At 71.7% G+C, this 24,599-nt stretch carries 18 protein-coding genes and 1 tRNA gene; 6 read left to right on the top strand and 13 right to left on the bottom strand.

The window, feature by feature from the left end:
• Positions 1 to 4 precede the first annotated feature (4 nt).
• Positions 5 to 676 (top strand): hypothetical protein, encoded by a 672-nt coding sequence (locus WMF19_RS46715; RefSeq protein WP_437325972.1) that lies wholly within the window; start codon positions 5 to 7, stop codon positions 674 to 676.
• A gap of 78 nt (positions 677 to 754) precedes the next feature.
• Here the strand turns inward: WMF19_RS46715 and WMF19_RS46710 are convergent, their stop codons facing one another.
• The 6 genes from WMF19_RS46710 to WMF19_RS46685 form a co-directional block, all read right to left on the bottom strand.
• Entirely contained in the window at positions 755 to 2,185 is a 1,431-nt protein-coding gene (locus WMF19_RS46710; RefSeq protein WP_437896255.1) for an ABC1 kinase family protein, read from the bottom strand.
• Positions 2,186 to 2,328: 143 nt separating this feature from the next.
• Positions 2,329 to 2,664: an HU family DNA-binding protein gene (locus WMF19_RS46705; RefSeq protein ID WP_012240887.1), complete on the bottom strand. Its 336-nt coding sequence runs from the start codon at positions 2,662 to 2,664 to the stop codon at positions 2,329 to 2,331.
• 495 nt (positions 2,665 to 3,159) lie between these two features.
• Positions 3,160 to 4,107: an NAD(+)/NADH kinase gene (locus WMF19_RS46700; RefSeq protein WP_437896254.1), complete on the bottom strand. Its 948-nt coding sequence runs from the start codon at positions 4,105 to 4,107 to the stop codon at positions 3,160 to 3,162.
• The gene (locus WMF19_RS46695; RefSeq protein WP_437896253.1) at positions 4,107 to 4,769 is read right to left on the bottom strand and encodes an NUDIX hydrolase; all 663 of its coding nucleotides are present in this window, start codon (positions 4,767 to 4,769) and stop codon (positions 4,107 to 4,109) included. Before WMF19_RS46695 ends, WMF19_RS46700 begins: the two co-directional genes overlap by 1 nt.
• Before the next feature lie 113 nt (positions 4,770 to 4,882).
• A complete protein-coding gene (locus WMF19_RS46690) occupies positions 4,883 to 5,623 on the bottom strand; it encodes a CPBP family glutamic-type intramembrane protease (RefSeq protein ID WP_272101855.1) in 741 nt (246 codons plus the stop codon).
• Positions 5,623 to 6,828: a decaprenyl-phosphate phosphoribosyltransferase gene (locus tag WMF19_RS46685; protein ID WP_437896252.1), complete on the bottom strand. Its 1,206-nt coding sequence runs from the start codon at positions 6,826 to 6,828 to the stop codon at positions 5,623 to 5,625. The genes WMF19_RS46690 and WMF19_RS46685 overlap by 1 nt, the downstream gene beginning before the upstream one ends.
• A 311-nt stretch (positions 6,829 to 7,139) precedes the next feature.
• Here WMF19_RS46685 and WMF19_RS46680 point away from each other — a divergent pair, with 311 nt between their 5' ends.
• Genes WMF19_RS46680 through WMF19_RS46670 form a run of 3 tightly spaced genes read left to right on the top strand, consistent with a single transcriptional unit; the run spans position 7,140 to position 11,444 of the window.
• The gene (locus tag WMF19_RS46680; RefSeq protein WP_272101857.1) at positions 7,140 to 8,042 is read left to right on the top strand and encodes an AAA family ATPase; all 903 of its coding nucleotides are present in this window, start codon (positions 7,140 to 7,142) and stop codon (positions 8,040 to 8,042) included.
• Between the two features lie 10 nt (positions 8,043 to 8,052).
• Positions 8,053 to 9,273, top strand: coding sequence for a DUF58 domain-containing protein (locus tag WMF19_RS46675; protein ID WP_437896251.1), 1,221 nt, complete (start codon positions 8,053 to 8,055; stop codon positions 9,271 to 9,273).
• Positions 9,270 to 11,444 carry a transglutaminaseTgpA domain-containing protein gene (locus WMF19_RS46670; RefSeq protein WP_437896250.1) on the top strand — a complete coding sequence of 725 codons (2,175 nt, stop codon included), beginning with the start codon at positions 9,270 to 9,272 and terminating at the stop codon, positions 11,442 to 11,444. The genes WMF19_RS46675 and WMF19_RS46670 overlap by 4 nt, the downstream gene beginning before the upstream one ends.
• A 132-nt stretch (positions 11,445 to 11,576) precedes the next feature.
• Here WMF19_RS46670 and WMF19_RS46665 read toward each other — a convergent pair whose 3' ends face one another.
• Entirely contained in the window at positions 11,577 to 13,613 is a 2,037-nt protein-coding gene (locus WMF19_RS46665; RefSeq protein WP_437896249.1) for a hypothetical protein, read from the bottom strand.
• Positions 13,614 to 13,810: 197 nt separating this feature from the next.
• Here WMF19_RS46665 and aspS point away from each other — a divergent pair, with 197 nt between their 5' ends.
• On the top strand, positions 13,811 to 15,760 hold the full coding sequence (gene aspS, locus WMF19_RS46660; RefSeq protein WP_437896248.1) for an aspartate--tRNA ligase: 1,950 nt from the start codon (positions 13,811 to 13,813) through the stop codon (positions 15,758 to 15,760).
• Positions 15,761 to 15,968: 208 nt separating this feature from the next.
• Positions 15,969 to 17,354, top strand: a complete 1,386-nt coding sequence (locus WMF19_RS46655) for a DUF4388 domain-containing protein (RefSeq protein WP_437896247.1) — start codon at positions 15,969 to 15,971, stop codon at positions 17,352 to 17,354.
• Between the two features lie 196 nt (positions 17,355 to 17,550).
• Here WMF19_RS46655 and WMF19_RS46650 read toward each other — a convergent pair.
• The 6 genes from WMF19_RS46650 to mxcH form a co-directional block, all read right to left on the bottom strand.
• A tRNA-Ser gene (locus WMF19_RS46650) sits at positions 17,551 to 17,637 on the bottom strand.
• Between the two features lie 333 nt (positions 17,638 to 17,970).
• Positions 17,971 to 18,285, bottom strand: coding sequence for a hypothetical protein (locus tag WMF19_RS46645; protein ID WP_437896246.1), 315 nt, complete (start codon positions 18,283 to 18,285; stop codon positions 17,971 to 17,973).
• Entirely contained in the window at positions 18,278 to 18,625 is a 348-nt protein-coding gene (locus tag WMF19_RS46640) for a hypothetical protein (protein WP_272101864.1), read from the bottom strand. The genes WMF19_RS46645 and WMF19_RS46640 overlap by 8 nt, the downstream gene beginning before the upstream one ends.
• Positions 18,618 to 20,225 (bottom strand): PepSY-associated TM helix domain-containing protein, encoded by a 1,608-nt coding sequence (locus WMF19_RS46635; RefSeq protein WP_437896245.1) that lies wholly within the window; start codon positions 20,223 to 20,225, stop codon positions 18,618 to 18,620. Before WMF19_RS46635 ends, WMF19_RS46640 begins: the two co-directional genes overlap by 8 nt.
• Before the next feature lie 48 nt (positions 20,226 to 20,273).
• Positions 20,274 to 21,539, bottom strand: a complete 1,266-nt coding sequence (locus WMF19_RS46630) for a hypothetical protein (RefSeq protein ID WP_437896244.1) — start codon at positions 21,537 to 21,539, stop codon at positions 20,274 to 20,276.
• 53 nt (positions 21,540 to 21,592) lie between these two features.
• Complete coding sequence (gene mxcH, locus WMF19_RS46625; RefSeq protein ID WP_437896243.1) at positions 21,593 to 24,319, bottom strand: TonB-dependent siderophore myxochelin receptor MxcH; 2,727 nt, start codon at positions 24,317 to 24,319, stop codon at positions 21,593 to 21,595.
• Positions 24,320 to 24,599 lie beyond the last annotated feature (280 nt).

Here is a 24,599-nt window from a genome sequence, read left to right as displayed (position 1 = left end):
GGTGATGCATTTGAGCGAGCCGGTCGTGCGGGGGGAGCTGGCCCACCACCCAGAGGCGCCTCGGTTTGCGGCCGAGGTGCGCCGAGTCCACGGGCGTTACGCCGACGAGGTCGTCGCTCACTACCGGCTCTGCCCGTTCATGCGCGACGCCGCAACCGGATTCGGTCGCTTTTACGTCCTGCTCGATCGCGAGCCCGTCCTGGAGACGGCGCTGGCGGCCATGGAGGAGGCCGACTCCGCGGTGGTGCACCTGGTTCTCCCGTGCATCCATACTCCGTCGCCCCAGTTCGAGCGCTTCGCATCGCGCCTGGGTGAACAGCTGCGGCGGCGCTTCAGCCCCGCGCCGGTACTGGCCGCGTTCCACCCCGAGATGGCGGGGGACGAGACGAACTCGCACCGGCTCGTCGGTCTCCTCCGACACGCGCCAGACCCGTTTGTACAAACGATTCCAGAGGGGCTGAACCATACTGGGACCGTCCTCGCGGGGGCAGGCGTCGAGCCTGCGGTCGACCCCGCCGAGGACAATTACCGACGCCTTGAAGGGGCAGGGATCGCCGCAGTCAAGATCAGGCTCGCGGAGATCATGGCAGATCGGGACTCGAGTTATGCGCCCTTCCTGGCGCGGCTCGGGCTGAGCCGCCCCGGCCCGCGCTTCAGCCCCCTCCCAACACGGTAGCGCGCGGGCGAAAGGCGCAGACGAAACACCTGCGAAACGCGCGCGAAACGCGTGTTGCGCGTGTCGATGGGCCTTGGGTCAATCCGCAGGCGAGCGGCGCGGCGCCGGGCCCGATCCGTCGGACCCGGCCTTGGCCTCGCGCTCCGCCATCAGCGGCATCAGGTACGGAAAGCCGGCCGCCATCGTATCGAGGTGGGGATCGATCTGGGCGGCCAGCCAGAAGAGGAGCACGCAGGCGCGCTCGACATAGAACCAGTCCTCCGGGTACTCGAACGACCGCATCAGCTCCTGGAGCTCACCGCGCTCCAGCTCGGGATCCGCGAGCCGCTCCAGCTGCTCGGGGCGGGCGCGCATCAGCGCCGCCGGCGTGCGATCCTGGATCTTGAGCAGCTTCGCGAAGTAGGTCTTCACGGTCCTCTCGAGGAGCGCGTCGTTGCCCCCGGGCGCGACGAAGCCCATCCTCCGGAAGCCGCGCACGACCGCCGCGTCGTCCTGCGCGAAGATGCCCTTCAGGATGTCGAGCAGCCCGTCGATGAGCTCGTCCCGGGCCTCGCAGCTCGCGCCGAAGTCGAGGACGACGAGGCGAAAGCCGCCGCCCTCCTCCGCGCTCCGTGGGGCGACAAGGAAGTTCCCCGGGTGCGGATCGGCGTGGAAGAAGCGATCCGCGAAGAGCATCTTGTAGAAGGCCTGCACGAGCCTGAGCGCCACGTCCGAGGGCTCTACGCCCGCGCTCCGGAGCGCGTCGAGGCGGGTGATCTTGATGCCTTCCATGAAGGTCATCGTGAGCACGTCGCGCGTCGTGAGCTCGTGGACGACCTCCGGGAACGCGACGCCCGCGTCCCCCTCGAAGTTCTGCGCCATCCGCTCCATGCACGCGGCCTCGTGCAGGTAGTCGGTCTCCCGGCGGAGCAGATCGACCAGCGACTCGTGCACCCGCTCGATGTGCCCCACCGGGACGAACCGCTTGTAGACGAGGATCGCGAGGCGCAGGACGCGCAGGTCGACGGCGATGATCCCGCGGATGCCGGGGTAGAGGAACTTGACCGCGACCTTGCGGCCGTCGCGGAGGCGGGCGACGTGGACCTGCCCCAGCGACGCGGCCGCGAGCGGCGCGCGCTCGATCGACGCGAACAGCTCGCCCGCCGAGCGGCCGAAGCTCGCGCGCAGCGCGGCCTCGAGATCGCTGAACGGGTGCGGCGGCACCTGGTCCTGGAGCTGCTCGAGCTCCTTGCCGTAAGCGCGAGGCAAGAAGCCGCCCATGATGGACAGCACCTGGCCGAGCTTGATGAAGACGCCCCGCAGCTGGAGCATGACGCGCAGCAGGCGCCGGGCGTTGTTCTGATCGACGCGGGCGCGGCGCGCGACGAGCCAGCCAGGCGGCTCACCCGCAGGCGAGCCACGCCCGAGGCGCCTCGTGAACACCCGCGCGAGCCCCAGCTGGATGAGGTAGCTCGTCAGGATGACCGAGAACGCGAGCAGCGCGCGGAAGAGTCGGACGGCGAGCGTCATGTGCGGCAAAGCAGCCGCACCATGCTACCGCAGGGGCAGCGCGGGGCCAGCCGCCCCTCGCCCTCAGCGATAGGTGGACCCCGGCGAGGGGGCCGCCGCGGGCCTCCGCCGCGCAGCGGAGCCCTCCCGCGAGCCGGAGAGGCTCAGGAGAGCGAGTCCTTGATCGCCTTGATGGGGCGGGCGCGGACCGACTTGCTGGCCGGCTTGGCCGCGAACGTCATCGGCTGCTTCGTGAAGGGGTTGATCCCCTCGCGCGCCTTCGTCGCGGGCTTCTTGACGACGCGGAACTTCGCGAAGCCGGGCATCGTGAAGATGCCGTTCTTCTTGAGCTCCTTGTACGCGATGTCGGTCAGCGACTCGAGGATCGCCTTGACCTGCTTGCGCGAGATCTCGTTCTCGTTGGCCTCGACCACCGCGTTGATCAGCGCGCTCTTGCTGAGCGACGTGCTCTTCTTCCCATCCGCCTTCTTGGCCGCCATGTTCATTCCTCCTGAGGTTTGTGCCCTCTTGCGGGCCAAAGGAACCACAACGGCCGCCGCAGATCCAGTGTCGAATCGTCGATCGGAGCTACAAAAGAAGGGGTTTCATGCCCCGGGGGGCGCGTCGCTCCGCCGGAGGGAGGGCCGGGGGGCCCTGGCACGGGCCGTCAAATTCGCGGGAAAACAGCCCAAATCGCCGCTTCTTCAGGCCTCACGCGCCCGCCGCGAGGGAGGTCGGATGCCGGGCGCTCGACGTAGGAGATCACCCGAACCCCTTCCGTTGAAGGCGATCCTGGTCGCCCGGGCGCCCTCTCCGGGTCGAGCCTCCTCGGCCGACGGCCCTGCTCGGCTCACCCACGCCTCGCCCACGCCCGAGATCGCGCGCGTTCGGGCGCGTGGGCGAGCCGAGGCCCCGCTCGATCGAGGCCCGCTACCCCGCGGCGCGCCTCGCGCCGGCGCGCGCATGCGGGGGGACGGCCGCGCGATCACCGAGCGCTAGCGGCGGCTCACCGCCGAGCCCGCGCCCCACTTCCTCTTGGCGGAGAGGCCCAGGATCGTCAGCGACTGGGGCGCCTGCGTGAACTCGATGACGTCGCCGAAGCCGACGCTCACCGAGTGGATGGGCCCGTCGAAGAAGAGCTTCGCGTCGTGCGTCTTGCTGCGCACGACGAGCGAGGCGCCCGGCTGGATCAGGGCGTGACGGAGGCGGTACTCCTCGCCGTGGGGGGTGTAGGGCTCGCGGACGACGAGCTGGAGCCGCTTCGACGTGAGCGGCAGGACGCGCCCGCCCGCGGAGCGCTGCGCGGCCGTGGATCCGGCCGCGGGGCCGATCCAGAAGCCGCTCGACTTCTGCTCCTCCTCGGCCCGGCCGAGCCGGAGCACGTAACGCGACGTGGCCGCGGGGGAGACGTGGCAAAAGAGCGCGTCGTTCAGGACGCGGCCCGTGGCGAGCTTGTCGTTCACCGTGACCTGCATGCGGGTGAGCACGGTGCTGCGGAGCGAGCCGCGCAGCGCCCCCGCGATCGCGTCCGCCGCGTCGCGGCTCGTCGCGCCGCAGAAGAAGCCGACGGAGTGGCCCGGCGCGCTGTTGATGCCGAGGATCGGCACGTCGCCGACGTTGTGGGACGCGCTGAGGAGCGTCCCGTCGCCGCCGACCGTGATCACGAGGTCGAGCTCGCCGGCGTCGAAGGACTGCGCCGCGCTGGCGACGACGTCGATCTGGGCCCCGATGTCGTCGAGCGCCGCCTTGACCTCGCGCACGGTCTGCTCGTGCGCGTCGTGCGACGCCTTGAGGCGCGCGACCGCGGAGTCGCCGGCCTCGATGAGCCGCGTGATGCGCGGGTCCTTCCGCTCCTCGCGGTAGATCTTCCAGGCGGAGCGCTTCACGACGAGCGCGACGCGGGGCGGACGCCGCGGCGCGGGCGTGGGGGATCGTTCCGCCATCAGAGCTCCGCGAGGCGCCGGAGCGCCACCTCCGTCTTCGCGTCCTCGATCACGCCGCGGCGGGTGAGCTCGATCGCCTCGTCGAGCGGGACCGCAGCGATGGCCGCGAACCGCTCGAGGGGGGAGCCGTCCTCGAGCGGCGTCCCCTGGCGGGCCGGGTCGACCTCGACATGAAAGAAGAAGTGCCGCTCGCCCACCATGCCCGGCGCCGGGAATGTCGACGGGCCGAGCGGCTGGAGCGCCGACGGGGGCACGTCGAAGCCGACCTCCTCGAGCAGCTCGCGCGCGGCCGAGCGCTGCAGGCCCTCCGGGCTCCGCTCGTCGAGCTCGACGAGCCCGGCGGGCAGCTCCCAGATCGCGCCGAGCGTCGGCGCCTCCGGGATGGGCCACGCCTCGGGCGGGCGGGTCGCGGCCGGGGGCCGGAACGCCGAGCGGAGGAAGACGTAACGGCGCCCGTCCGCGCCGCGGTAGTGCGGGGCGATCACCACCGCGTCGAGGCGGGTGCGATCGACGCTGTCGTAGGTGAACGGGTCGCTCAGAGAGCCGTCCGGGAACTCGACGCGGAACACCTGGCGTCGCACGTTGAGGAAACCAGGGCCGTCCAGCGAGGGGATCGTCCGGACCAGCTTGAGCGCGAGCTTCGGGAAGGGAGGTAGCGGCATGCGTCGAGGCGCGAAGCATAGCGCCAAACGACCGCCGATCGCGATGCGGCTCGTCCCCGCGCCCGTCGCGCGCTCGCCCACGCCCTCGCCGCGCGCTCGGGGCGGCCCCGGGCTCAGCGGAGCACGAGGACCCAGACGTCGTAGAGCGCGTGGGTCCAGACGGCCGGCGCGAAGCCGCGGAAGACGTAGATCGCCGTGAGAACGAGCCCGCACACCATGCGGAACACGAAGGAGGGGAGGTTCCAGGGATCGCCAAGCGACCCGACATAGTGCCAGCCGGAGAAGACGGCGGCGGCCACGACCGCCCAGCCGACCATCAGCACCACCCCCTGGACCCCCTTGCCGAAGAAGAACTTGATCCCGAGCGCGCCCAGCCCGTAGAGGCCGACGCGGAAGGCGATCTCCTCGTAGAAGCCCGCGCCGAGCGACATCACGACCCCGGTGAAGATGTCGTTCGACGCGGCGGGCGGGCCGAGCCGGAGGGAGCCGACCACATAGGAGCCGGCGAAGCGCATCAGGATGGCGTAGAGCGCGCCCTCGGCGGCGAGCAGCGCGAAGCGCCTCGTCTGGAGGGCGTGGCCGCGGCCGAGGATGGAAAGGACGAGGACGAACGCGGCGCCGACGGCGACGGTGAGGCCCGCGTAGAGCGGGAGGCTGTGCTTGGCCAGCGCGCGGAGCTCGGCGGTGACCGGATCCGCCGCGTTGCGGATGGGGAGGAAGGCGACGCCGAGGTGATACAGGACGAAGATCGGCATCGTCAGCGCGAGATCGGTCAGCGCATCGCTCTTCGCGGTGGGCTTGTCGCCGGCAGGGGCCGCCCCCGGCCGGGCGAGCTCCGGTCCGGCGCCGAGCATCAGGACGGCCTCAGGCGGTACACGATCACCAGCACCTCGGCCGACCACATGACGACGTTCAGCACGAAGGGCGTGTCCCGGAGGATCTCCTGGGTGGGGCTCTCCGACTTCGCGCTGCCGGCCACGAGCTGGAGGAACCGGATCCCGCCGAAGAGCGGGTGGATCGCCGTCAGCCAGAGGTACGGGTTCTGGAAGAACCGCTGTGTGTCGTGGTCGAGCGTGTACGCCAGGTAGGTGGCGAAGGTGGCGAGGCCCGTCACGGCGAGCGCCGCCGTCAGGGCGGAAGGCGAGTAGCCGTCGAGCGCCGCGCGCTGCTTCGAGGCGTTGACCGAGGCGAGCTCGTGGCGGCGCTTGCCGAAGCCGAGGAAGAGCGCGAGCAGCGCGGTGCAGGCGATCATGAAGCCGGAGAGCGGCGTCCTCGTCGCGAAGCCGCCGGCGAGCACCCGCAGCACGAAGAAGACCGCGATGCAGCCGACGTCGAGGTAGGCGATCTTCTTGAGCCGGAACGAGTAGGCGACGTTGAGGACGTAGTAGCTGGCGGCGACGACCGCGAAGAGCGGCGGGCCGAGCAGGCTCGCGCCGAGCGCGATGACCGCGAGGCCGACCGCCATCGCCTTGGCGACCGGGATGGGCACGCGGCCCGAGGCGATCGGCCGGAAGCGCTTGACCGGGTGGACCCGATCGGCCTCGACGTCGACGATGTCGTTCAGGATGTAGACGGCGCCGGCGAGCAGGCAGAAGATCGCGAAGGCCCCGATCGCGCTCATGATGATCGAGGGGTGGGTCAGGTGCTTGGCGAACACCACGGGGGCGAGGACGAAGAGGTTCTTCACCCACTGGTGGGGCCGCATCGCGCGGATCATCCCGCGCACACGCCAGAGCAGCGTCCCCTTCGGGGAGTCGGGCAACAGGGGCGGCTGCGCGATCAAGCCGCCCGAGGGGGGCCCGCTCTCCGGCGGACCGGAGCTCGGCGCGCCGGCGCTCCGCGGAGGCGAGGACGGAGGCTTGCCGGCGGGGACGGAGCTCACCGAGGCGGGCGAGCCGCCCTGCTCGGCAGGCGCCGGCGCGTCCGGCGCGCCCGCATCCGGGTGAGCATCGGCGCCGGGCGCCTCCTGAGCAGGGAGGGCTGCGGCGCTGCTGCGAAAAAGGGGCCCCGAGGCGGTCACGGCGCGCGGAGCATACTCGGGCGCCTTGGTCCCGGCCATTCCGCGGCAAGTTAAAAGCACAGGGGGCGCCGGCGCCCGAAACCGACGAAATCGACGAAACCGAGCGCCAGCGGCAGCTCCGAAGCCCCTCCAGGCCACGAACCAGGAAGAACGTGCCGCAGCGCACCCGGGCCGGCGGCCACGCAGCGAGGTCGCGAATCTGGGTTCGCACCCGCCAGCCCGGCTCGTGGAACGCAAAATGCGCATCCCCGCAGGCGGGCCGTGACCTCGTGCTACCATCGCCCCCGATGACATCAGCGCTCTCGGTCGCGCGTGAAGCTTCGCCTCTTCTTCTGAAGCTTCGCTCTGCCGTGGAGCAGGCCCTCGAAGGGAAGCCAGAGGCGGTCGAGCTGGCGCTCATCGCGCTGCTCGCCCGGGGCCATGTCCTCATCGAGGACGTACCCGGCGTCGGCAAGACGACGCTGGCCCGAGCGCTGGCCAAGGCCGTGGGGGGCGAGCTCCGTCGCGTTCAGTTCACCAGCGATCTCCTGCCGAGCGACGTCCTCGGGGTCAGCGTCTTCGACCAGCGGCTAGGGCAGTTCGTCTTCCGGCAGGGGCCGATCTTCGCGAACGTGCTGCTCGCCGACGAGATCAACCGGGCGAGCCCCCGGACGCAGTCGGCGCTGCTCGAGGCGATGAACGAGGGGCAGGTGTCCATCGAGGGGACGGCGACGCCGCTGCCGTACCCCTTCTTCGTGCTCGCGACCCAGAACCCGCAGGATTTCGCGGGTACGTTTCCGCTGCCGGAGTCGCAGCTCGACCGGTTCATGGTGCGGATCCGGATCGGGTACCCGCCTCCCCAGGTGGAGATGCGGCTGCTCCTCCAGGGCGGCGAGCCCGACCGGGCGCGGAACGTGCCGCAGATCATCGATCCGGCCCAGCTCGTCGCGCTGCAGCGCGAGGTCGATCGCGTCGAGCTCGACTCGTCGCTCGCGACCTACCTGCAGGCGGTGCTCACGGCCACGCGATCGAGCCCGACCCTCTCGCTGGGCGCATCGCCGCGCGCCGGCATGAACCTGGCGCGCGCGGCCCGGGGGCGCGCGGTCCTCTACGGACGCTCGTACTGTATCGCGGACGACATCCACAACCTTGCGGTCGCCGTGCTGGCGCACCGGGTCCGGCTCTCGGCCCACGCGGAGGGCTACATGCCGACCCGCGACGAGTGCGAGGCGGCGGTGCGCGACCTCGTGGCGCGGGTGCCGGTCCCCCTCTGAGGGGTGGGCGATGGGCGCAGAGGACAGGGAGCGGGGATCACTCAGCGGCAGCTCCCGCGGCGCCGAGCGCGCCGGCGCAGCGGCGCGGAGCGCCGTCCGGCCGAGCAAGCCGAGGCGCGACAGGCCGCTTGTCGAGCAGCGGCCGCTGCTGCCCGCGCGCGGGGACAAGGCGTCGTTGTGGACGAGGCTCCTGCTGTTCCTCAGGCCGCCCCGGAAGCTCAAGTTCACCCGGGAAGGAAAGTACTACCTCGGGATCACGCTGGGCGTCGGCTTCGCGGCGATCAACACGGGCAACAACCTCCTCTACCTGCTGCTGGGGATGCTGCTGTCGCTGATCGTCGTCTCCGGCGTGATGAGCGACCTGTCGCTGCAGCACCTCACGGTGACCCGGCGGCTCCCGGCCCGCGCCCAGGTGGGCCGGGCTCACCTCGTCGAGATCGAGGTCTACAACCACAAGAAGCGCGTGCCGTCGTACGCGATCGAGGTCGAGGATCTGCGCGCCGGCCAGCCGGCCGACAAGCGCTGCTTCTTCCTGAAGATCAGCCCCTCCAGCGCGCAGGTGGCCGCGTACAGGCGGACGCCGGCGAGGCGCGGCCGCGACCGGCACACCGGGTTCCGCATCGCGACCCGCTTTCCCTTCGGGCTGTTCGAGAAATCGCGTGAGGTCGAGGCCGAGGGCGATCTCATCATCTACCCCGCGGTCGATCCGGTCCGGCTCCCGGTCGAGGACGCGGGCCGGCGCGAGGGCGGCGCGAGCCTCAGCGGGCGCGGGGGCGGCGACGAGACCTTCGGCCTCCGGCCGATGCGCGACGGGGACGATCCGCGCGACATCTACTGGAAGAAGAGCACGATGCGCGACCAGCTGGTGCTGCGCGAGCGCACCCGCGAGACGCGGCCGGACGTGCAGATCGTCGTCGACACGGTGCGCCCCGCCGGGGAGGGCGACGCGTTCGCGCCGACCTTGGAGCGGAGGATCCGCGAGGCGGCGTCGCGCGCCGTCGCCCACATCAAGCGCGGCGACGCCGTGGTCGTCGCGACGACGCTGGGCGAGCGGGTGCGCGGCGATCGCAACATCGGCTCCGACGCGATCCTCCGCTTCCTGGCGCTGCTCGAAGCGGTCGACGACGGCCGGGCGCCCGAGCGCGGCGCCCGCGCGCCGCTGCGCCAGGGATCGAGCCCGAGCCCGAGCAGCGGTGAGCGCCGCGCCGGCGCGCCGAGGAGCGCGTCGTGAGGTTCGGGATGGTGCACCGGGTCATGACCGACGCGCTCGCGGCGCTCGGCGTCATCGCCCTCGTCGCCAGCGGGCAGTTCAACCGCTACGTGAGCTGGGCGATCCTCATCAGCCTCGGGCTCGCGCTCGTCGTGCGCGAGTCGTGGCAGCGGCGCCCGGCGCTCCGCCACCTCGACACGGGCATCCTGCTGGTGGTCATCGCCGTCCAGGTGGTCCGCATCGTCGCCACCGACGCGAGCGTGCTCGACGTGCTCGTGGAGTTCGCCGCCGCGCTGCAGATCATCCGGCTCGCGACGCGCAAAGGGGCGGCGCACGACCAGCAGGTCATCGTGCTCGCGCTGCTGCACCTCATCGCCGGGACCGTCCTCGGCGGCGGCATGGGCTACGGGCTGTGCTTCCTGGGGGTGCTCGTCGTCGCTCCAGGCGCGCTCGTGCTCAGCCACCTGCGGCGCGAGGTCGAGGGCAACTACCGGCAGGGGGCGCGCGACCGGACGGGGCTGCCCGTGGACGTGCCGCGCATCCTGCGCTCGAGGCGGGTCGTCGGGCGCTCGTTCCTGGCCGTCACCTGCCTGCTCTCCGTCCCGATCTTCGTCTTCACCGCGCTCCTGTTCGTCATCTTCCCGCGCGTCGGCCTCTCGCTGCTCCTGCTCAACCGCGGCCACACCGGGCGGATGATCGGCTTCTCGGGCAAGGTCGACCTCGGCGCGGTCGGCGTGCTGCGCAGCGATCCCAAGCTGGCGATGCGGGTCGAGATCCCCGAGCTCCCCGAGCCGCCGCCCCCGCGCCTCACCATGCACCTGCGCGGCACCGCGCTCGACGCGTACGACGGCCGCACCTGGACCCAGAGCGAGACCTTCAAGCGCCCCACGGAGAGCGACGGAGGGCTCGTGCCGATCGAGCGGTACCCGGACCCGGCGGTCGACCCGGTGATGCGCATCGATCTCGAGCCCATCGATCCGCCCGTGATCTTCCTGCCGCCGAACGCCACGGGGCTCCGGCTCAAGCACCGCGGGCAGCTCGGGGTCGACGCGAACGCGATGGCCCAGCGCGGGCCGGAGGGGGAGCTCAGGTACCAGCCCACGGACGATCGCGGGCTTGTCTACGACGTCTTCCTGTCGCGGAAGCGGGCGCCGACCTTCCAGCGCCTGCCGGCGGCCGAGCGGCGGCGCTACCTGGATCTCCCGAGGGATCTGCCGTCGCGCGTCGTCGAGCTCGCGCAGCAGTGGACGCAAGGCGTGGATCGTCCGGCCGACCGGGCGCGGGCGATCCAGGAGCACCTGCGCACGGAGTACCGGTACGACCTTGCGTCGCCGTCGGGCGCGGACCCGCAGCCGCTCGATCACTTCCTGTTCGAGTCGAAGCGCGGGCACTGCGAGTTCTACTCGACCGCGATGGCCATCCTGCTGCGCGCGGTGGACGTCCCGACACGCAACGTGACGGGCTTCGTCGGCGGCACCTACAACCGCTTCGGCCGGTTCTATGCGGTGCGCCAGGGCGACGCCCACTCGTGGGTCGAGGTGTACCTCGACGGCGAGGGGTGGATGACGTTCGACCCGACGCCCCCGGCCGACGCGGCGCCGAAGAGCGAGCTGGTCGGGGCCTGGGCGTACCTCCGCGATTTCATCGAGGCGACGAGCCAGCGCTGGGACAGGCACGTCGTCGGCTACGACCTGAACCAGCAGGTGGGCCTGCTCCAGACGCTGACGTCGCGCTACCGGAGGTCCGGATCGAGCAGCGATCTCTCGCTGTCGCGCCCGCGGATCCTCGCGGTCGCCGCCGTCGCGCTCGCGCTGGGCGGCGGCCTGCTCTACTGGCGCTTCCGCCGCACGCGCCGCGGGCGCGAGGAGCGCCGCGCGGACGCCGGCCGCACGCCGAGCGCGATCCTGGCGACCGCGCTCTACGAGAGCCTGGAGGCCGCCATGCTCGTCCAGGGCGTGCCGCGCCCCCCCAGCCTGCCGCCGCTGCGCCACGCCGAGGCGCTGGAGCTCGCGGATCACCCGCTGGCGCGCGAGATCCTGACGCTCACGCAGGTCTACCTGCGCGCCCGCTTCGGCGGGGCGACGCTCACGGAGGACGACAGCCGCGACTTCGAGCGGCGGGTCAAGGCGCTGCGCTCGACGGAGCGGCGGGCGCGCGCTGCGAGCGACAGCGGGCTCGCCGCGTCGCCCTGATCGCGGCCGGGGACCGGGAAATCGCGGCCGGGGACCGGAAAGACGAGGGGAAGACGAGCGGCGCGCCCGGGGCCGCGGCGCGCGGGCCACGCGGGCTGCGCCGCGCGAGCTGCTCCAGCCGCGCGGGCCGCATCAACGGCGGCGCAGAGGCCGCCTCGCGATGAACGCCTGCCGGATGCCGGCGACGGCGCGGCGGCTCGGGCCGCCGGAGATGAACGGATCCTGGGGCGCGAGCTCGCCCAGCCGGTCGAGGAACGACTGCGCCACGACGCGCTCGCCCAGCAGGCTCACGACGTCCGACTGGCTTCGCATCGTGGACGCGAGGACGGCCGCCGTCGACGTGTCCGGCACCGCGGCGATCGAGAGCGACTCCAGCACGCGCCTGAGCGGCGCGATCGACTGCGCGGTCGCCAGCTTGCGATCCGAGGCGCCGAGCGGCTGCGGGGCGTACTCGAGCCAGATGCCGGCGACGTTCAGGTGGCCGAGCAGCCTCTTCGACCAGCGCGGATCGAGCTCCACGTGGAGCGGCCGGACGTCGGCCAGCGTGGAGAGGGCGAACTCGCCGGGCTCGCCCGCGAGCGCGAAGTCGCGCAGCAGCGGCGCGAGCTTGCGCTCGTCGGCGAGCAGGCTCGCGGCGACGTGGCCGCGATCGAGCAGCGGGATCGGGACCACGAGGACATCCGGTCGCTCGCCGCGCGTGATCCGCGCCGCCCACACCCGCCACGTGATCGCCGGCGATCGAACGAGGATCGCGGAGCCGGGATCGAGGCTCCCGTACGCCTCGTCGGTCCAGACCTCGGCGGCCGTCTGCTCGCTCCGATCGGCGGCGAAGCCTGCCTCCTCGCTCGTCAGCGCGACCAGCGTCAGCTGGAAGACGACGAGCAGCGCCGCGCCGCTCCGCGAGAACGGCACGCGCGTGTGGAGCAGCGCCCGCACCGCGGCGTGCGCGCCGAGCGCCGATCCGACGGCGATCGCGGCGACCGCGAGCGAGCGCAGGGGGGTGAGCGGATCCGCGGAGAGCACGCCGGCAGCCCGCGCGGGCAGGAGGGTGTCGAGCGCGAGCAGGACGAGGAAGGGCGCGACGAGCCACCGCGCGCGCGGGCGCAGGAGCGAGAACGAGAGCCCGGCCGCGGCGATGAGCAGGGAGACGACGCCGATCTCGCGGCTCCACGCGGCGAGCGCCGTGGTGCGGGCGCTCGCGACGTCGAGGGCGGCGAGGCTGCCGGCCGTGAGCGCGCGGCCGATGTCGGCCCAGGCGCGCGGCGCGAGGGGCCTGAGCGCGAGCGGCGCGAGCAGGAGCGCGGCCGTGAGCGCCCCCGCGCCGGCGGCGGCGCCCAGCAGGCGCCGGGGCGGGCCGCCGGCCGAGGCCTCGGCGGGGCGCCCGCCCTCGTGCTGTGCGCCGCCGCGCGCGAGGAACATCGCGTACGACGCCGCGAGCGCAGCGAGACCGGCGGGGGGGCTCTCGGCGAACGTGGCGCCGAGGAGCGCGCCGAGCGCGATCCACGCGCGCCCGGCGTGCCGCGCCTGCTCGGCGCAGGTCGACGCGAGCGCGAGCGTCACGAGCGCGCAGCAGGTGGCGACCATGGCGCCGCCGCCGACTGTCGCCTCGCGCTGCCACGTCGGTGACAGGGCCGCCGTCAGCACGGCGATCGCGGAGAGCACGGAGGCGAGCCGCGGGCTCACGGCGCCGCCGAGCAGGTCCGGCTCGGCGGGCGCGCCCGGCGCGGATCGCGCGCCGGCGGGCGTCGCCTCGGCTGCGCCGCCGCGGAGCCTGCGCCAGAGCGCGAGCCCGGGGAGGGGCGCCGGCCGCGCGGACTCCAGGAGAAGGCGGCGGACCATCCCGTAGAGCAGGCGCGACGCGAGCGCGAGCGCGAGCGCCGATCCGAGGGCGGTGCGGAAGGTGCGCGAGCCCAGCGGGAGCAGGCTGAGCGCCTGCGAGAGCGCCGTCGACAGGCCGCCGCCCACGCCGACAGCGACGAGGCCGAGATCCCGGACGGCCGTGAGATCTTCCCGCCACTGCCCCGAGGAGGCGGCGCGGGCCAGCGACAGCCCGAAGGGCAGCGCGGCCGAAAGCAAGGCGAGCGACCGATCGAGCCAGCAGCGTTTCTCTCCGGAGCCCACCGAGCGGCCATGCCAGATGGGCCGCGGCCGGGCCAAGTTCCGGCGCACCCCGGCGCGCGTTTCGCCGGCGGCGCGGCGGCGCGCGGCGGCGCGTGGCCCGCGCCGCGAGCCGCCGCCGCCGCCGCGCCGCCGGCGAAACGCGCGCCGGGCCGATCCGCGCGCGCAGGGCGCGGAGGATACGGAGAGGCGGTGAGCGGCGACCTGGGCTAGAGTCGCCCCTTCCACGGAAAATCGGAGGTCGTCTCGTGTCCCGTTTCATCGATGAGCTCAAGAGGACGCACCGCTGCGGCGATCTGCGCGAGGCGGACATCGGCAAGGAGGTCGTGCTGTTCGGCTGGGTCGCGCGGCGCCGCGATCACGGCGGCTGCATCTTCATCGACCTCCGCGACCGCACCGGCGTGACGCAGATCGTGTTCGATCGCAGCTACCTCGAGGCGATCAGGAAGCATGGCCTGAAGGCGGAGGAGAAGGACCTCCTCGACGCGCACGCCGCCGCCGAGAAGGCCCGGTCCGAGTGGGTCGTCGGCGTCCGGGGCGTCGTGGTCAGCCGAGAAGGCAACGTGAACGACAAGATCGACACGGGGGCCATCGAGGTCTGGGTCGCCGAGGCGACGATCTTCAACAGGGCGGAGACGCCGCCGTTCGAGATCGCGGACGAGATCGAGACGCGCGAGGAGATCCGGCTCCAGCACCGGTACCTCGACCTGCGCCGGGCCCCGCTCCAGCGGGCGCTGCGGATGCGCCACGAGATCAACCGGGCGACGCGGAATTACCTGTCGGACAAGGGCTGCATCGAGCTCGAGACGCCCTTCCTCGTGAAGTACACGCCGGGCGGGGCGCGCAACTTCCTCGTCCCCTCGCGGATCTCGGCCGGCAAGTTCTACGCGCTCGCCGAGAGCCCGCAGCTCTACAAGCAGCTCTTCATGGTCGCGGGCTTCGACCGCTACTTCCAGATCGTGAAGTGCTTCCGGGACGAGGACCTGCGCATCGACCGGCAGCCGGAGTTCACCCAGATCGACGTCGAGCTGTCGTTCGTGAACCAGGACGACGTCTTCGGGCTGATGGAGGGGCTCGTCTTCGCGGTGTTCAAGGCCGCCCTCGGCAAGGACCTCACCGAGCTCTACCCGACGGGACGCTTCCCGCGCATGCCGTACGCCGAGTCGATGCGCCGCTTCGGCAACGACAAGCCCGACCTCCGCTTCGGGATCGAGCACACCGACCTCACGGACCTCATCATCGAGCACAACGGCGGCGGGGTGCCGTTCTGGGTCGAGCTCGCCGAGAAGTTCAAGTCGGGCAAGCTGCGGCGCGACCTGCCGGCCGAGATCGTGAAGGGGCTCGTGATCCCGGCGAGCGCCAACCTGTCCCGCCAGCAGACCGAGGACCTCGAGCGCGGGCTCCGCGACGTGAAGGGCTTCCGCGGCCTCGCGCGCGCCAAGCTCGCCGAGGACGGCTCCTGGACGCAGTCGCCCCTCACGAAGTCGATCACGCCGGAGCTCCGGCAGAAGCTGAACGAGGCGCTCGGCGCCAAGCCGGGCGACGTCCTCTGCTTCCAGTTCGGCAAGGAAGCCGTTGTGCACACCGTGATGGCGAAGCTCCGCATCGACGTCGCGAAGAAGATGGGGCTCATCCCGGAGTACGGGCATGGCGACCAGTGGAGGTTCCTCTGGGTGACGAACCCACCTCTGTTCGAGTTCGACGAGGACACGGGGCGCTGGGCCGCCGCGCACCACGCGTTCACGCGGCCGATCGACGAGCACGTCCCGCTGCTCGAGAGCGATCCGGCGCGCGTCGAGTGTTACCGTTACGATCTCGTGCTGAACGGGTTCGAGATCGGCGGCGGCTCGATCCGGCTGCACGATCCCGAGGTGCAGGCGCGCGTCTTCAAGACGCTGGGCATCGACGAGAACGACGCGCGCGACAAGTTCGGGTTCCTCCTGGACGCGCTCCGCAGCGGCGCGCCCCCGCACGGCGGCATCGCGATCGGCATGGACCGGCTCGCGATGCTGCTCAGCGGCGCGCCGACGCTCAGGGACGTCATCCCGTTCCCGAAGACCAACCAGGGCACTGATCAGATGACGGGCGCGCCCGTGATCGTCGACGCCGCGCAGCTCGCCGAGCTTCACGTGAAGACGGCGGTCGCGGCCGCGGACCCCCGGCAGGGCGCGACGGGCACCGGCAGCGCCGGCGCCTGATGCCGGCCGGGGGGGCACGCGCGCGATCGGACGCACCTCCGGCGGTGGCGGCGGTGGTGTGGCAGCGCGGCGGGCCCCTCGCCGCGCTGCCGCACCGCCGCCGCGATCGCGCGCGCTGTGCTCTGCCTCGCCGCGCGCGGCCGGTCGCGTTGGCCTTTATGTTTGCAGGCCGCGCACTTCTGGTAGGGTAGGGCCTGTATCCTTCGCCATGGCCTCCCCGGCGCGAGTCCTCGTTGTCGATGACAGCCCGACCATCCTGAAGGTCGTCAGCGCCATCCTCGCTCGCAATGGGTTCGACCCGACCGTGGCGCGCGACGGGCTCGCGGGGATCGAGCTGGTCAAGAAGGGGCCGAAGTACGATCTCGTCCTCCTCGATTTCGTGATGCCGAGGATGAACGGCTACGCCTTCTGCCGGGAGCTCCGCTCGAACCCGTCGCACCGCAACGTGCCCGTGGTCCTGATGAGCGCCAAGGGCGACAAGCTCAGGGGGCAGTTCGTCCAGCAGACCGGCGCCGTCGACGCGATCACCAAGCCGTTCGACGCGCGCGCGCTCGTCGCGGTGATCGAGGGCGCGCTCTCGAAGGCGGCGGAGGGGCGCGCGCGGCCCGTGCCCGAGGGCGCGAAGATGCCCGACGAGGACACGATCGCCGAGAGCGTGCGGCCGAGCCTCCTCGCCAGGAGCATGCGCCAGCGCGCCGGCGCGGAGTTCGCGCAGCAGCTGTCGACGGTGATGACGCCGGCGATCATGAGCCTCTCGCTCGAGGCGCGGACCAACGAGGCCGCGGTGATGCAGGCGGTCGCCCGCGTGATGACGACCGAGGTGGTCTCCAAGCTGACCCTGACGCTCCGCGATCTCGACGACACGCCCGCGGACGCGAAGGAGGTGATGAGCGGCGACGTCTCCGCGATCCCGCTCGCCGAGATCCTCCAGCTGCTCCAGATGCAGCGGCAGACGGGCGTGCTTCGGGTGACCACGAACCGCGCGTCGGTCACGATCTCGCTCCGCCAGGGGCTCATCGATCTGGTGCAGGCGCGCAACTCGTCGGACGAGTTCAAGCTGGGGCGCTACTTCATCGAGCGCGGGCTCCTGACGCGGGAGCGGCTCGAGGCGCTGCTCCGCGCGAAGCGGCCGCACGCGCTGCTCGGCCAGGTGCTCGTGGAGGCCGGCGTCGCGACGAACGACGACCTCATCGCCGTGCTGGAGCGGCAGTCGAGCGAGCTCATCTACGAGGTGCTGCGCTGGCCGTACGGGCGCTTCTCGTTCACGCGCGAGCCGTTCCGCCCCGAGGTCGAGCAGGCACACCTCGGCCTCCCGGTGTCCGCGCTGGTGCTCGAGGGGTTCCGGCGCGTCGACGAGTGGCGGCTCATGGAGGGGACGATCAACTTCGACCAGGTGGTGGTCGTGGATCAGGTCGCGCTCGACGGCGTGGGCTCCGGCAAGCTGACGCGCATCGAGCAGCTCGTGCTCGGCGCTGTCAACGGCTCGCGCACGGTGAACGAGGTGATCAAGGAGAGCGCGGTCGGCTCGTTCGACGCGATCAAGACGATCTACCAGTTCCTTCAGTCGCGGGTGCTGAGGACCAGGGCGGCCTGAGCGCCGCGGCCGCGAGGGCCATGCGGTCCCGTGTGAGGCCGCGACGGCGCGATGACCGCCGACGTGTCGCGCACCGCAGCGGCACGAGCGAGCGCGGCCCGCATCGACGCGGGTCGTCCGTTTGTGTTCGCGTGTTTCGCGTGTTCGCGGTGCTCAGGCCGCCGCACGACGGGCGTAGCGCTGAGCGTTCTCGCGGCGGAGAGGGCGGGATTCGAACCCGCGGATCAGTTTCCCGATCGCACGCTTAGCAAGCGTGTGCCTTCAGCCACTCGGCCACCTCTCCTGGTACCCAGGATGGTCCGCCCGCCCCGTGCTCAGCGCAGGAGCAGCGCGGACCTCGATGCATGACGATAGAAAGAACGCTGGCTCGTCGACGCTCGGCGCGGCGGCGAGGGAGTGGCAACATACCAAAGAGGTTGTCGCCGTGCACAAAAGATCGTGCAGGGGGATGCCGGTGGCGACGGATCTCGCGGGGGCGGGACGGACGGCGCGGGAGGCGGGCCGCCAGGCTCGGCCGTTGGCGCTCGGATCGGCCTGGAACCGTCGAACCAACGAGGAGCGCCGAAGGCGCCGGGCCAGCGCCGGTCGCCAGGAGGTCGCCAGGATCGCGCGTCCGTCATTGCGGCACCACGTAGGCCAGGGCCAGCAACACGGCGCCGAGCGCCCCGCAGACCCCCCACGCGCGGGCCGCGCTGCGGGCCAGGAAGGCGAAGCACATCGCTGCGAGCCAGAGCGGTACAACGAGCGAAAAACCGAGGGCGGCCCGCGTGCTCTCGGCGAACGGCGCGAATCGCGCGAGACACACGCTCGCCAGGACGGCGAGCGGGAGGGTCCCGACCAGCGCCGCGAGCACGCGCAGCGCGGCGTCGAGCCGGGCGAGGCGGGCGAGCCGGGCGAGCCGGGCGAGCCGGGCGAGGCGGCGACTAACCATGGCGCGCTCCGAGGAGCGAGAGCGCGGCGATGGCCAGCGGACACAGGAGGGCGAGGCCCCAGACGGCGCGCGGCCAGACCGGCGCGAGCAGGACGAACGCGCTCGCGGAGCAGAGGAGCGCCGCGAAGGGTACGAGGAGCGCCGCCGCGCCCGCCTCGGCTCGGCTCCACAGCCACACCGACAGCGAGAAGAAGGCGACGGCCAGGGCCCGGGCCGAGGCGCGCCATTCGCGCCTCGCGCGCAGCCGCGCCGCGACGCCGAACGGCAGGCGCTCCGGCCGCGCCCCGTGGAGCAGCGCGAAGGCGAGGTACGCCGAGAGGACCGACGCTGTCTCAACCATGGGTCGCCGTCTGCCGCCTGGCCACGAGCGCTGCCCCGCCGTGAGCCAGCGAGGGCGGCGGCGCGCCCCGCGTCGGCAGGAGCCGCGCCTCGGGTCGCGAGATCGCCCGGCGAAGCGCCCACGCCGAGGCGCAGAGCGCCGCGGCCGTCAGCAGGAGCGCGACGTCGACGGCGACGACGGCGCCGAGCTTCGGCCCCGCGCCGAAGAGCCCCGCCCCCGACCAGCGCGCCGCGAGCGCGGGGACCGGCAGCAGCAAGAGCCCCGCGAGCCCGAGCTGGCGCGACCAGAGGCGCCCGCCGTCCCGCGCGGCGAGCGCCCAGGCGACGCAGAGCCCGAGCGCCACGAGGAACGTGAGCTCCTCGGCGACGACACGGCCGCTCCAGTCGAGCGGAAATGCCCGGCTCACGAGGAACAGCGCCGCGATCGCGACGACGGTCCCCGCGCCGAAGCCCACGGTGAGCCGCGCGAGGAGGCGGTTGCCGACGCGCTCTTGCCGCGCCTCCCGTCGAGCGAGCCAGATCCAGTTGCCGGTGAGGATCGTGGCGCACGTCGCCAGGGCGAGCGCGAAGAACAGGACGCGAAGCGTGACGCCGCCGAAATTCGCGAAATGGAGCCCATAGATCCAGCGAATCACGCCGCTGCGCCCGCCCTCGGCGCCCGGCGCGTCGAGCGAGAGGACCGCGCCGTCGACCGCCCGCAGGCGCACGATGCTGCGCGAGAACGGGACGCCCTCGATCGATCCACGGATATCGACGGTCCCGCTGTCGAGGCCGTGGTGCCGGACAGAGAACACCTCCGGCACGAGCCCGGGCGCGGCGGCGCGCGCGCGGGTCAGGTGCTCGTCCAGCGTCAGGCCGCGAGCGGGCGCCCCGCGCGCCGGCTCGTCCGCAAAGGACGCTCCCCAGGCCACCTGGTCCGCTCGACCAGCGTCTCCGCCGAGCACGGGATTCGTGAACACCGGCACGAGCAACCCCAGGAACACGAAGAACGCGCCGGTGTAAGCGAAGAGGACCTGGAACGGCAGGCCCATCACGCCGAGCACCTTGTGCATGTCCGACCACAGGACACGGCGCGTCTTGTCCGGCCGGAACTGATGAAACTGCCGGACGATGTCCTTCAGGTGGATGAGCACGCCGGTCGCGAGCGCGAGCAGGAGCGCGACACACAGGAGGCCGGCCACATAGAAGAGCCACACGCCGGTGACCCTGTGCCAGAGGTAGTGCAGCTCGAAGAGGAAGTCGGACAGCCGCTCGCGCTCGGGCACGAGCGGCTCCTCTACCCACCGCGAGACCCGCTCACCCTGCGAGAAGTAGAGGAGCCGCGCGACGCCCAGCCCGCCCTCCGGCGGATAGAGCCAGAGCTGCTCGGGCGTCGTCCCCGCGGCGGCGAGCCCCTGATCGAGCGTGGCCTGGAGTCCCACCTGCTCGATCGAGGAGCGCTGCTGGGTCAACGGCTCCTCCCACACCTCGAGTTGCCTCCGGAAGAGCGCGATCCCCCCCGACAGGAACATCACGTAGAGCAAGAGCCCACCGATCACGCCGACCCACGCGTGTACGTCCCAGAAGGTCGTGAAGGCATGGCGGGAGAGCTTCTTGGCCATCGCGAGTCACCTTGTCCCCTCACGCGGAGCGCCGCGCGCCGCTCGTCCTCATCGCACCTTCGCCAGACCGTGCAGGTACCCCGGCGCCGTCAGGCCGAGCTTCGGGCCGCCCTCGGCCGTGAGCTCGATCAGCGTGCTCTCCGTGGAGCCGTTCTTCTCGTCGATCGTGAAGACCCGGCCATCGACCTCGAAGAAGGAGACGTTGGCGGGCGAGGGGGCCAGATCCTGGATCTCCTTGGCCTCGTTCGTCGCTGTATCCCACCGCCACCAGCGCCACGCCGGCTGGCTCGTGATCTGAAAGGTCTTGGTCTCCTCGTCGATCGTGGCGAGACTCTCCTTGAACACCCGGAGGAAGAGGCTGTCGCCGCCCGCGGGGATGGGATCCCCCACGATCGCTCCGCCGACGAGCTCGCCCAGGCTCAAGGCGAAGTCCGGGTCGAAGGCGTCTGCGTCCTTCAGGACGCGCAGCGCGCAGGGCTCGGTCTCCAGCCGCTCGAGGTGATAAGACGCTCCCGCGAGCGCCGAGCTCACGAAGTAAGCGTCGCCGGAGGCCGTCTCGACGGACTGCGTGATCCCCGCGCACCGGTCGTCGACGTCGAAGCGCACGAGGGTGTCGGTCTCGGTGTCGATCACGACGAGCCCTGTCTCCGGGACGATGGTGTCGGTCGTCTGCCAGTCGAACCACCCCACCGAGAAGAGCAGCGTCTTGCCGCGGAGGACCGAGCCATATCCGTACACCGCCAGGTGGCCGTCGCGGTGGGTGTCCGGCAGCGGGATCGTCCCCTGCACCTCCATCGTCGTGGGGTTCCACACGACGATCTGCTCGCCAGCGCGATCCGGATGGTACGCCTTCGTCGGAGAGATGATGTAATTCGTTTGCCAGAGGTCCTGCACGCCGAAGGGCTGGAGGCTGATCGCGTCTCCCTTGACGAGCGCGTCGCCATTGCCGAGCGTGTAATGCGAGATCGTCGGCGACTGGCCGTCACCGATGCCGAACCAACCCTGCCCCTCGAACGCAAACAGCCTGGCCGATCCGGGGATCTCGAGCGCCTGGGTCGGGTCGACCGGCGTGCCTGCCTCGAGCGACGACACCACGTGGAAGTAAGAGTTGGTCGCGGTGTCGTCCCAGACGCGCGTGGCGACCACGAACGCGTCGCCGCCGTTGCTGCCACCACCGGTACCGCCCTGTTCGACGGGGCTCGACGTCTCGTCGTCCGCGCAGCCGCCGCCGAGCGCGCCGGTCAGGAGCACGAGCGCGAAGGCCGTCGCGCTCGTCCGGTTCGATGGCCGCTGCTTCCGCTGAATCCCACGCATCTGAGTCTCCTTCTGTCGCGCGAGCGAGAGAGCTCGCCTCGACATCGTCGTCATCACATCTCCAGCGTCGCCTTGGAGAACAGCGTCCGCCCGGGTCGCTGGGTACCGTAGAAATCGAAGGCCGGTTCGTTGGTGAGGTTGTGCGCCTCGATGGTGAAGCTCACCGTGCGCGGCTCGTCGCGCGCGACGTAGGTCAGCGCGAGCGAGTGAAGGAGCTGCGAGGGCACCTTGGCCTTGGAGTCGGGCCGCCCCCAGTTCTCGAAGCCGAGGTAGAACCGGTGCACGTAGCGCGTATCCCAGGTGAGCGAGATCGCGTCGCGCGGCGCGACGATCTCCTGGAGCTGCAAGCGCGCCGAGCCGTTGGCGAAGAGCCACGGCCGGTTCGGCATCCGTTCGCCCTCGGAGCGAGCAAAGTTCCCCTCGTCCGACGTCTTGCGGAAATCGTCGTAGGTGATGTTGCCGTCGAGGGCGACGTGCTCTCCCGGCGATGTCCAGCCCGCGGCGGCCTCGACGCCCAGCGACCGGGCCCCCGAGACGTGGATGTACTGGATCGAGTCCGTGCGGTTGTTCAGCACGATGAGCCGCTCGACCGCGCGGAGAAAGCCGTTCGCGTCGAGCCGCCACGCGCCCCACGCGGTGTCGCGCGCGTCGATCGTGAATCCGAGGTTTCCATTGTGGCTCGTCTCGGGCTTGAGCTCGAGGTTGGGCACGATCATCGCCCCGTCGCCGAACACCTCGACGGGCCGCGGGAGCCGCGTCGCCCACTCGTACGACGCCTTGGCGTAGAGCCACTCGGAGAAGCGATAGCGAAGGCCATCCCCGACGCCGAGGCGATGGGTGTCGCGCTCTTGCCGGCCGAAGCGCCCGTCGAGCCCCGGGAGGCGCCCCTTCATGCGGAGCAGCTGCACGTAGTCTTTGACGAAGGCGCTGTTCTCCAGGCGATCGTCGAACAGGTTGAGCTGGTGCTCGACGCCGTGCACCCAGGTGAACAGGCTGTGTCCGCCCCTGAGCTGCTCGCGGTCGTCGTTGTCCAACCTGCGCTCTTCCGCCGTGCGCGCGATGAACGTCGGAGACACGGAGAGCTGCAGCGCGTGCTCCGGGTGGGGCCGGTAGCGGAGGTTCAGGCGGCCGAGGCCGCTGTGCTCCCGGAACACCCGGTCCCGGGGGCGCGGCCCGTCCTCGCCTGGGACGGTGCGCTTGCTGATGCAGCGGCCGGACCAGGCGTAGACGCACTCGCTGACATCGAGGAAGGTGGCGCGCCCGTACGTGTACCCGAGGAGCGCTTCGAGGGCGACGCCTCGGCCGATCCCGTGCTCGTACTGGAGCGTCGCGCCCGGCACGGTCTCGCCGTTCGTGACCTCGCCATAAGGCGTCTTCATGACGCCGAACTTGTGCTGATGCTCCTTGTCGTAGTCGGTGACGAAGGCGCGCAGGAGCAGCCGCCGCGCCCAGGGCCGATTCACGAAGCCGAGCTCGGCGCTCCCGCCCGCCGCCCTGTAGGCGTCGTGGAAGCGGCGAACACGGGTGGGCTCGGAGTCCTCTCGCCCGGTCGTCTCGTTCGCGAGCACGACGTCGACCGGATAGTCGTTCTTCGCGTAATCGAAGAAGCCGTTCACGCGGGTGAAGAAGCCGCTCGGCTCGTGCAGGTGCCTCGCCGTGAGGGAGAGCCGGTGGGTGTCGTAAGAGCCGACCTCGTAGGACGCCGCGCCGTGGGTGCCGCGGACGTCCCGATCGGTCACCAGGTTGACGGCTCCGCCCAGCGCGTCGGCGCCGAAGCGCACCGGCACCACGCCGCGGTAGATCTCGACGCGCTCGACGAGGTTCACAGGCACGTTCGAGACGCCGAACGGGTAGCCCGCGAGATCGAGCGGCACGCCGTCGATGAAGAAGCGGATCTGTTCGTCCGTGAGGCCGTTCAGCGAGAAACGCGCCCACGACCCGAGCCCCGCGCTCCGCCGCACGCCGACGCCCTGGGTACGGGCGAGCACCTCGCCCAGATCGGCGGTCCTCCGCTGCGCCTGCTCGGTCTCGATGACGGTGATCGCCTGCGCGGATTGTCGGAGGCGCTCGGCCATCGCGGCGCCGCGCACGGTCACCTCGGCGGGCGCTGCGGTGTTGGCCGGGTCGGGCCCTGTGGCCGGCGGAGGAGCTGCGTTGTTGTTGGCCGGGTCGGGCCCTGTGGCCGGCGGAGGAGCTGCGTTGTTGTTGGCCGGGTCGGGCCCTGTGGCCGGCGGGAGCGTGGTCGCCGCCGTGCCCGTTGTCGCGACCGCGCTTCCCCCTGTCGCCGGGGAGGCGGGCTCGGCCGGGGGCTCCTCGGGGAGCCGGAACTCGTAGCTGTAGAGGATCCGTACCGCGATCGGCGTGCCGCCCCGGCGCGCCGGCGTGAAGCGGGACCGGAGCGCCGCGGCGCGGGCGGCGTCGTCGAAGCCATCGCTGATTGGACCCGTGATCTCCGCCTCGGTCACGCGCCCCGTCGCGTCGATCAGGAGCTTCAGCACGACCTTGCCCTCCCGTCGTGCCGCTCGGGCCTCCTTCGGGTACTCGGCCTCGGCGAGCTCGAGCAGCCGCGGCGGCTCGATCCGGGGGCCTTCAGCGCCGGGCGGTGAGCGCTCCAGGTCGGGCGAGCCGGTGGCAGGCGCATCCACGCGCGGCTCTCGGTCCCCCCCCGCGCGCCCGGGCGTGCCTCCCTCCTGAGCGTGCGCCGGTGCCTGCAGGCCGAGCAGCAGGAAGGTCAACACGCCTGCCAGCGGGCCTCGAAGCGCGAGAGCACCTCGCGCCACCGCGTCCACCTTGAACCTGGCCCGCGGCTCGGGACGCGGCGGTTGGGGAACCGAACTGACGAACATGTCCGAACTTTTCGGTACCCAAGATGAAAACAGAATTCAATTTCATTCGTTGACGTGATCGTGTCGTCCAGAATCCAAGATTCCGCCTATGATGGATTCTCCGTACGCCTCCGGGCCGTGACCTGGTCCCTCCGAGGTGAACCCGGAGCACCCGGCTGACCGGGCCGCTCCCCGTTCGGTCACCCCCCGCCAGGCCTTCCTCGGCGCACCCGGA

Source organism: Sorangium sp. So ce124 (genome assembly GCF_051525235.1).
Lineage (GTDB): Bacteria > Myxococcota_A > Polyangia > Polyangiales > Polyangiaceae > Sorangium > Sorangium atrum.
This window is presented reverse-complemented; position numbering and strand designations above follow the sequence as displayed.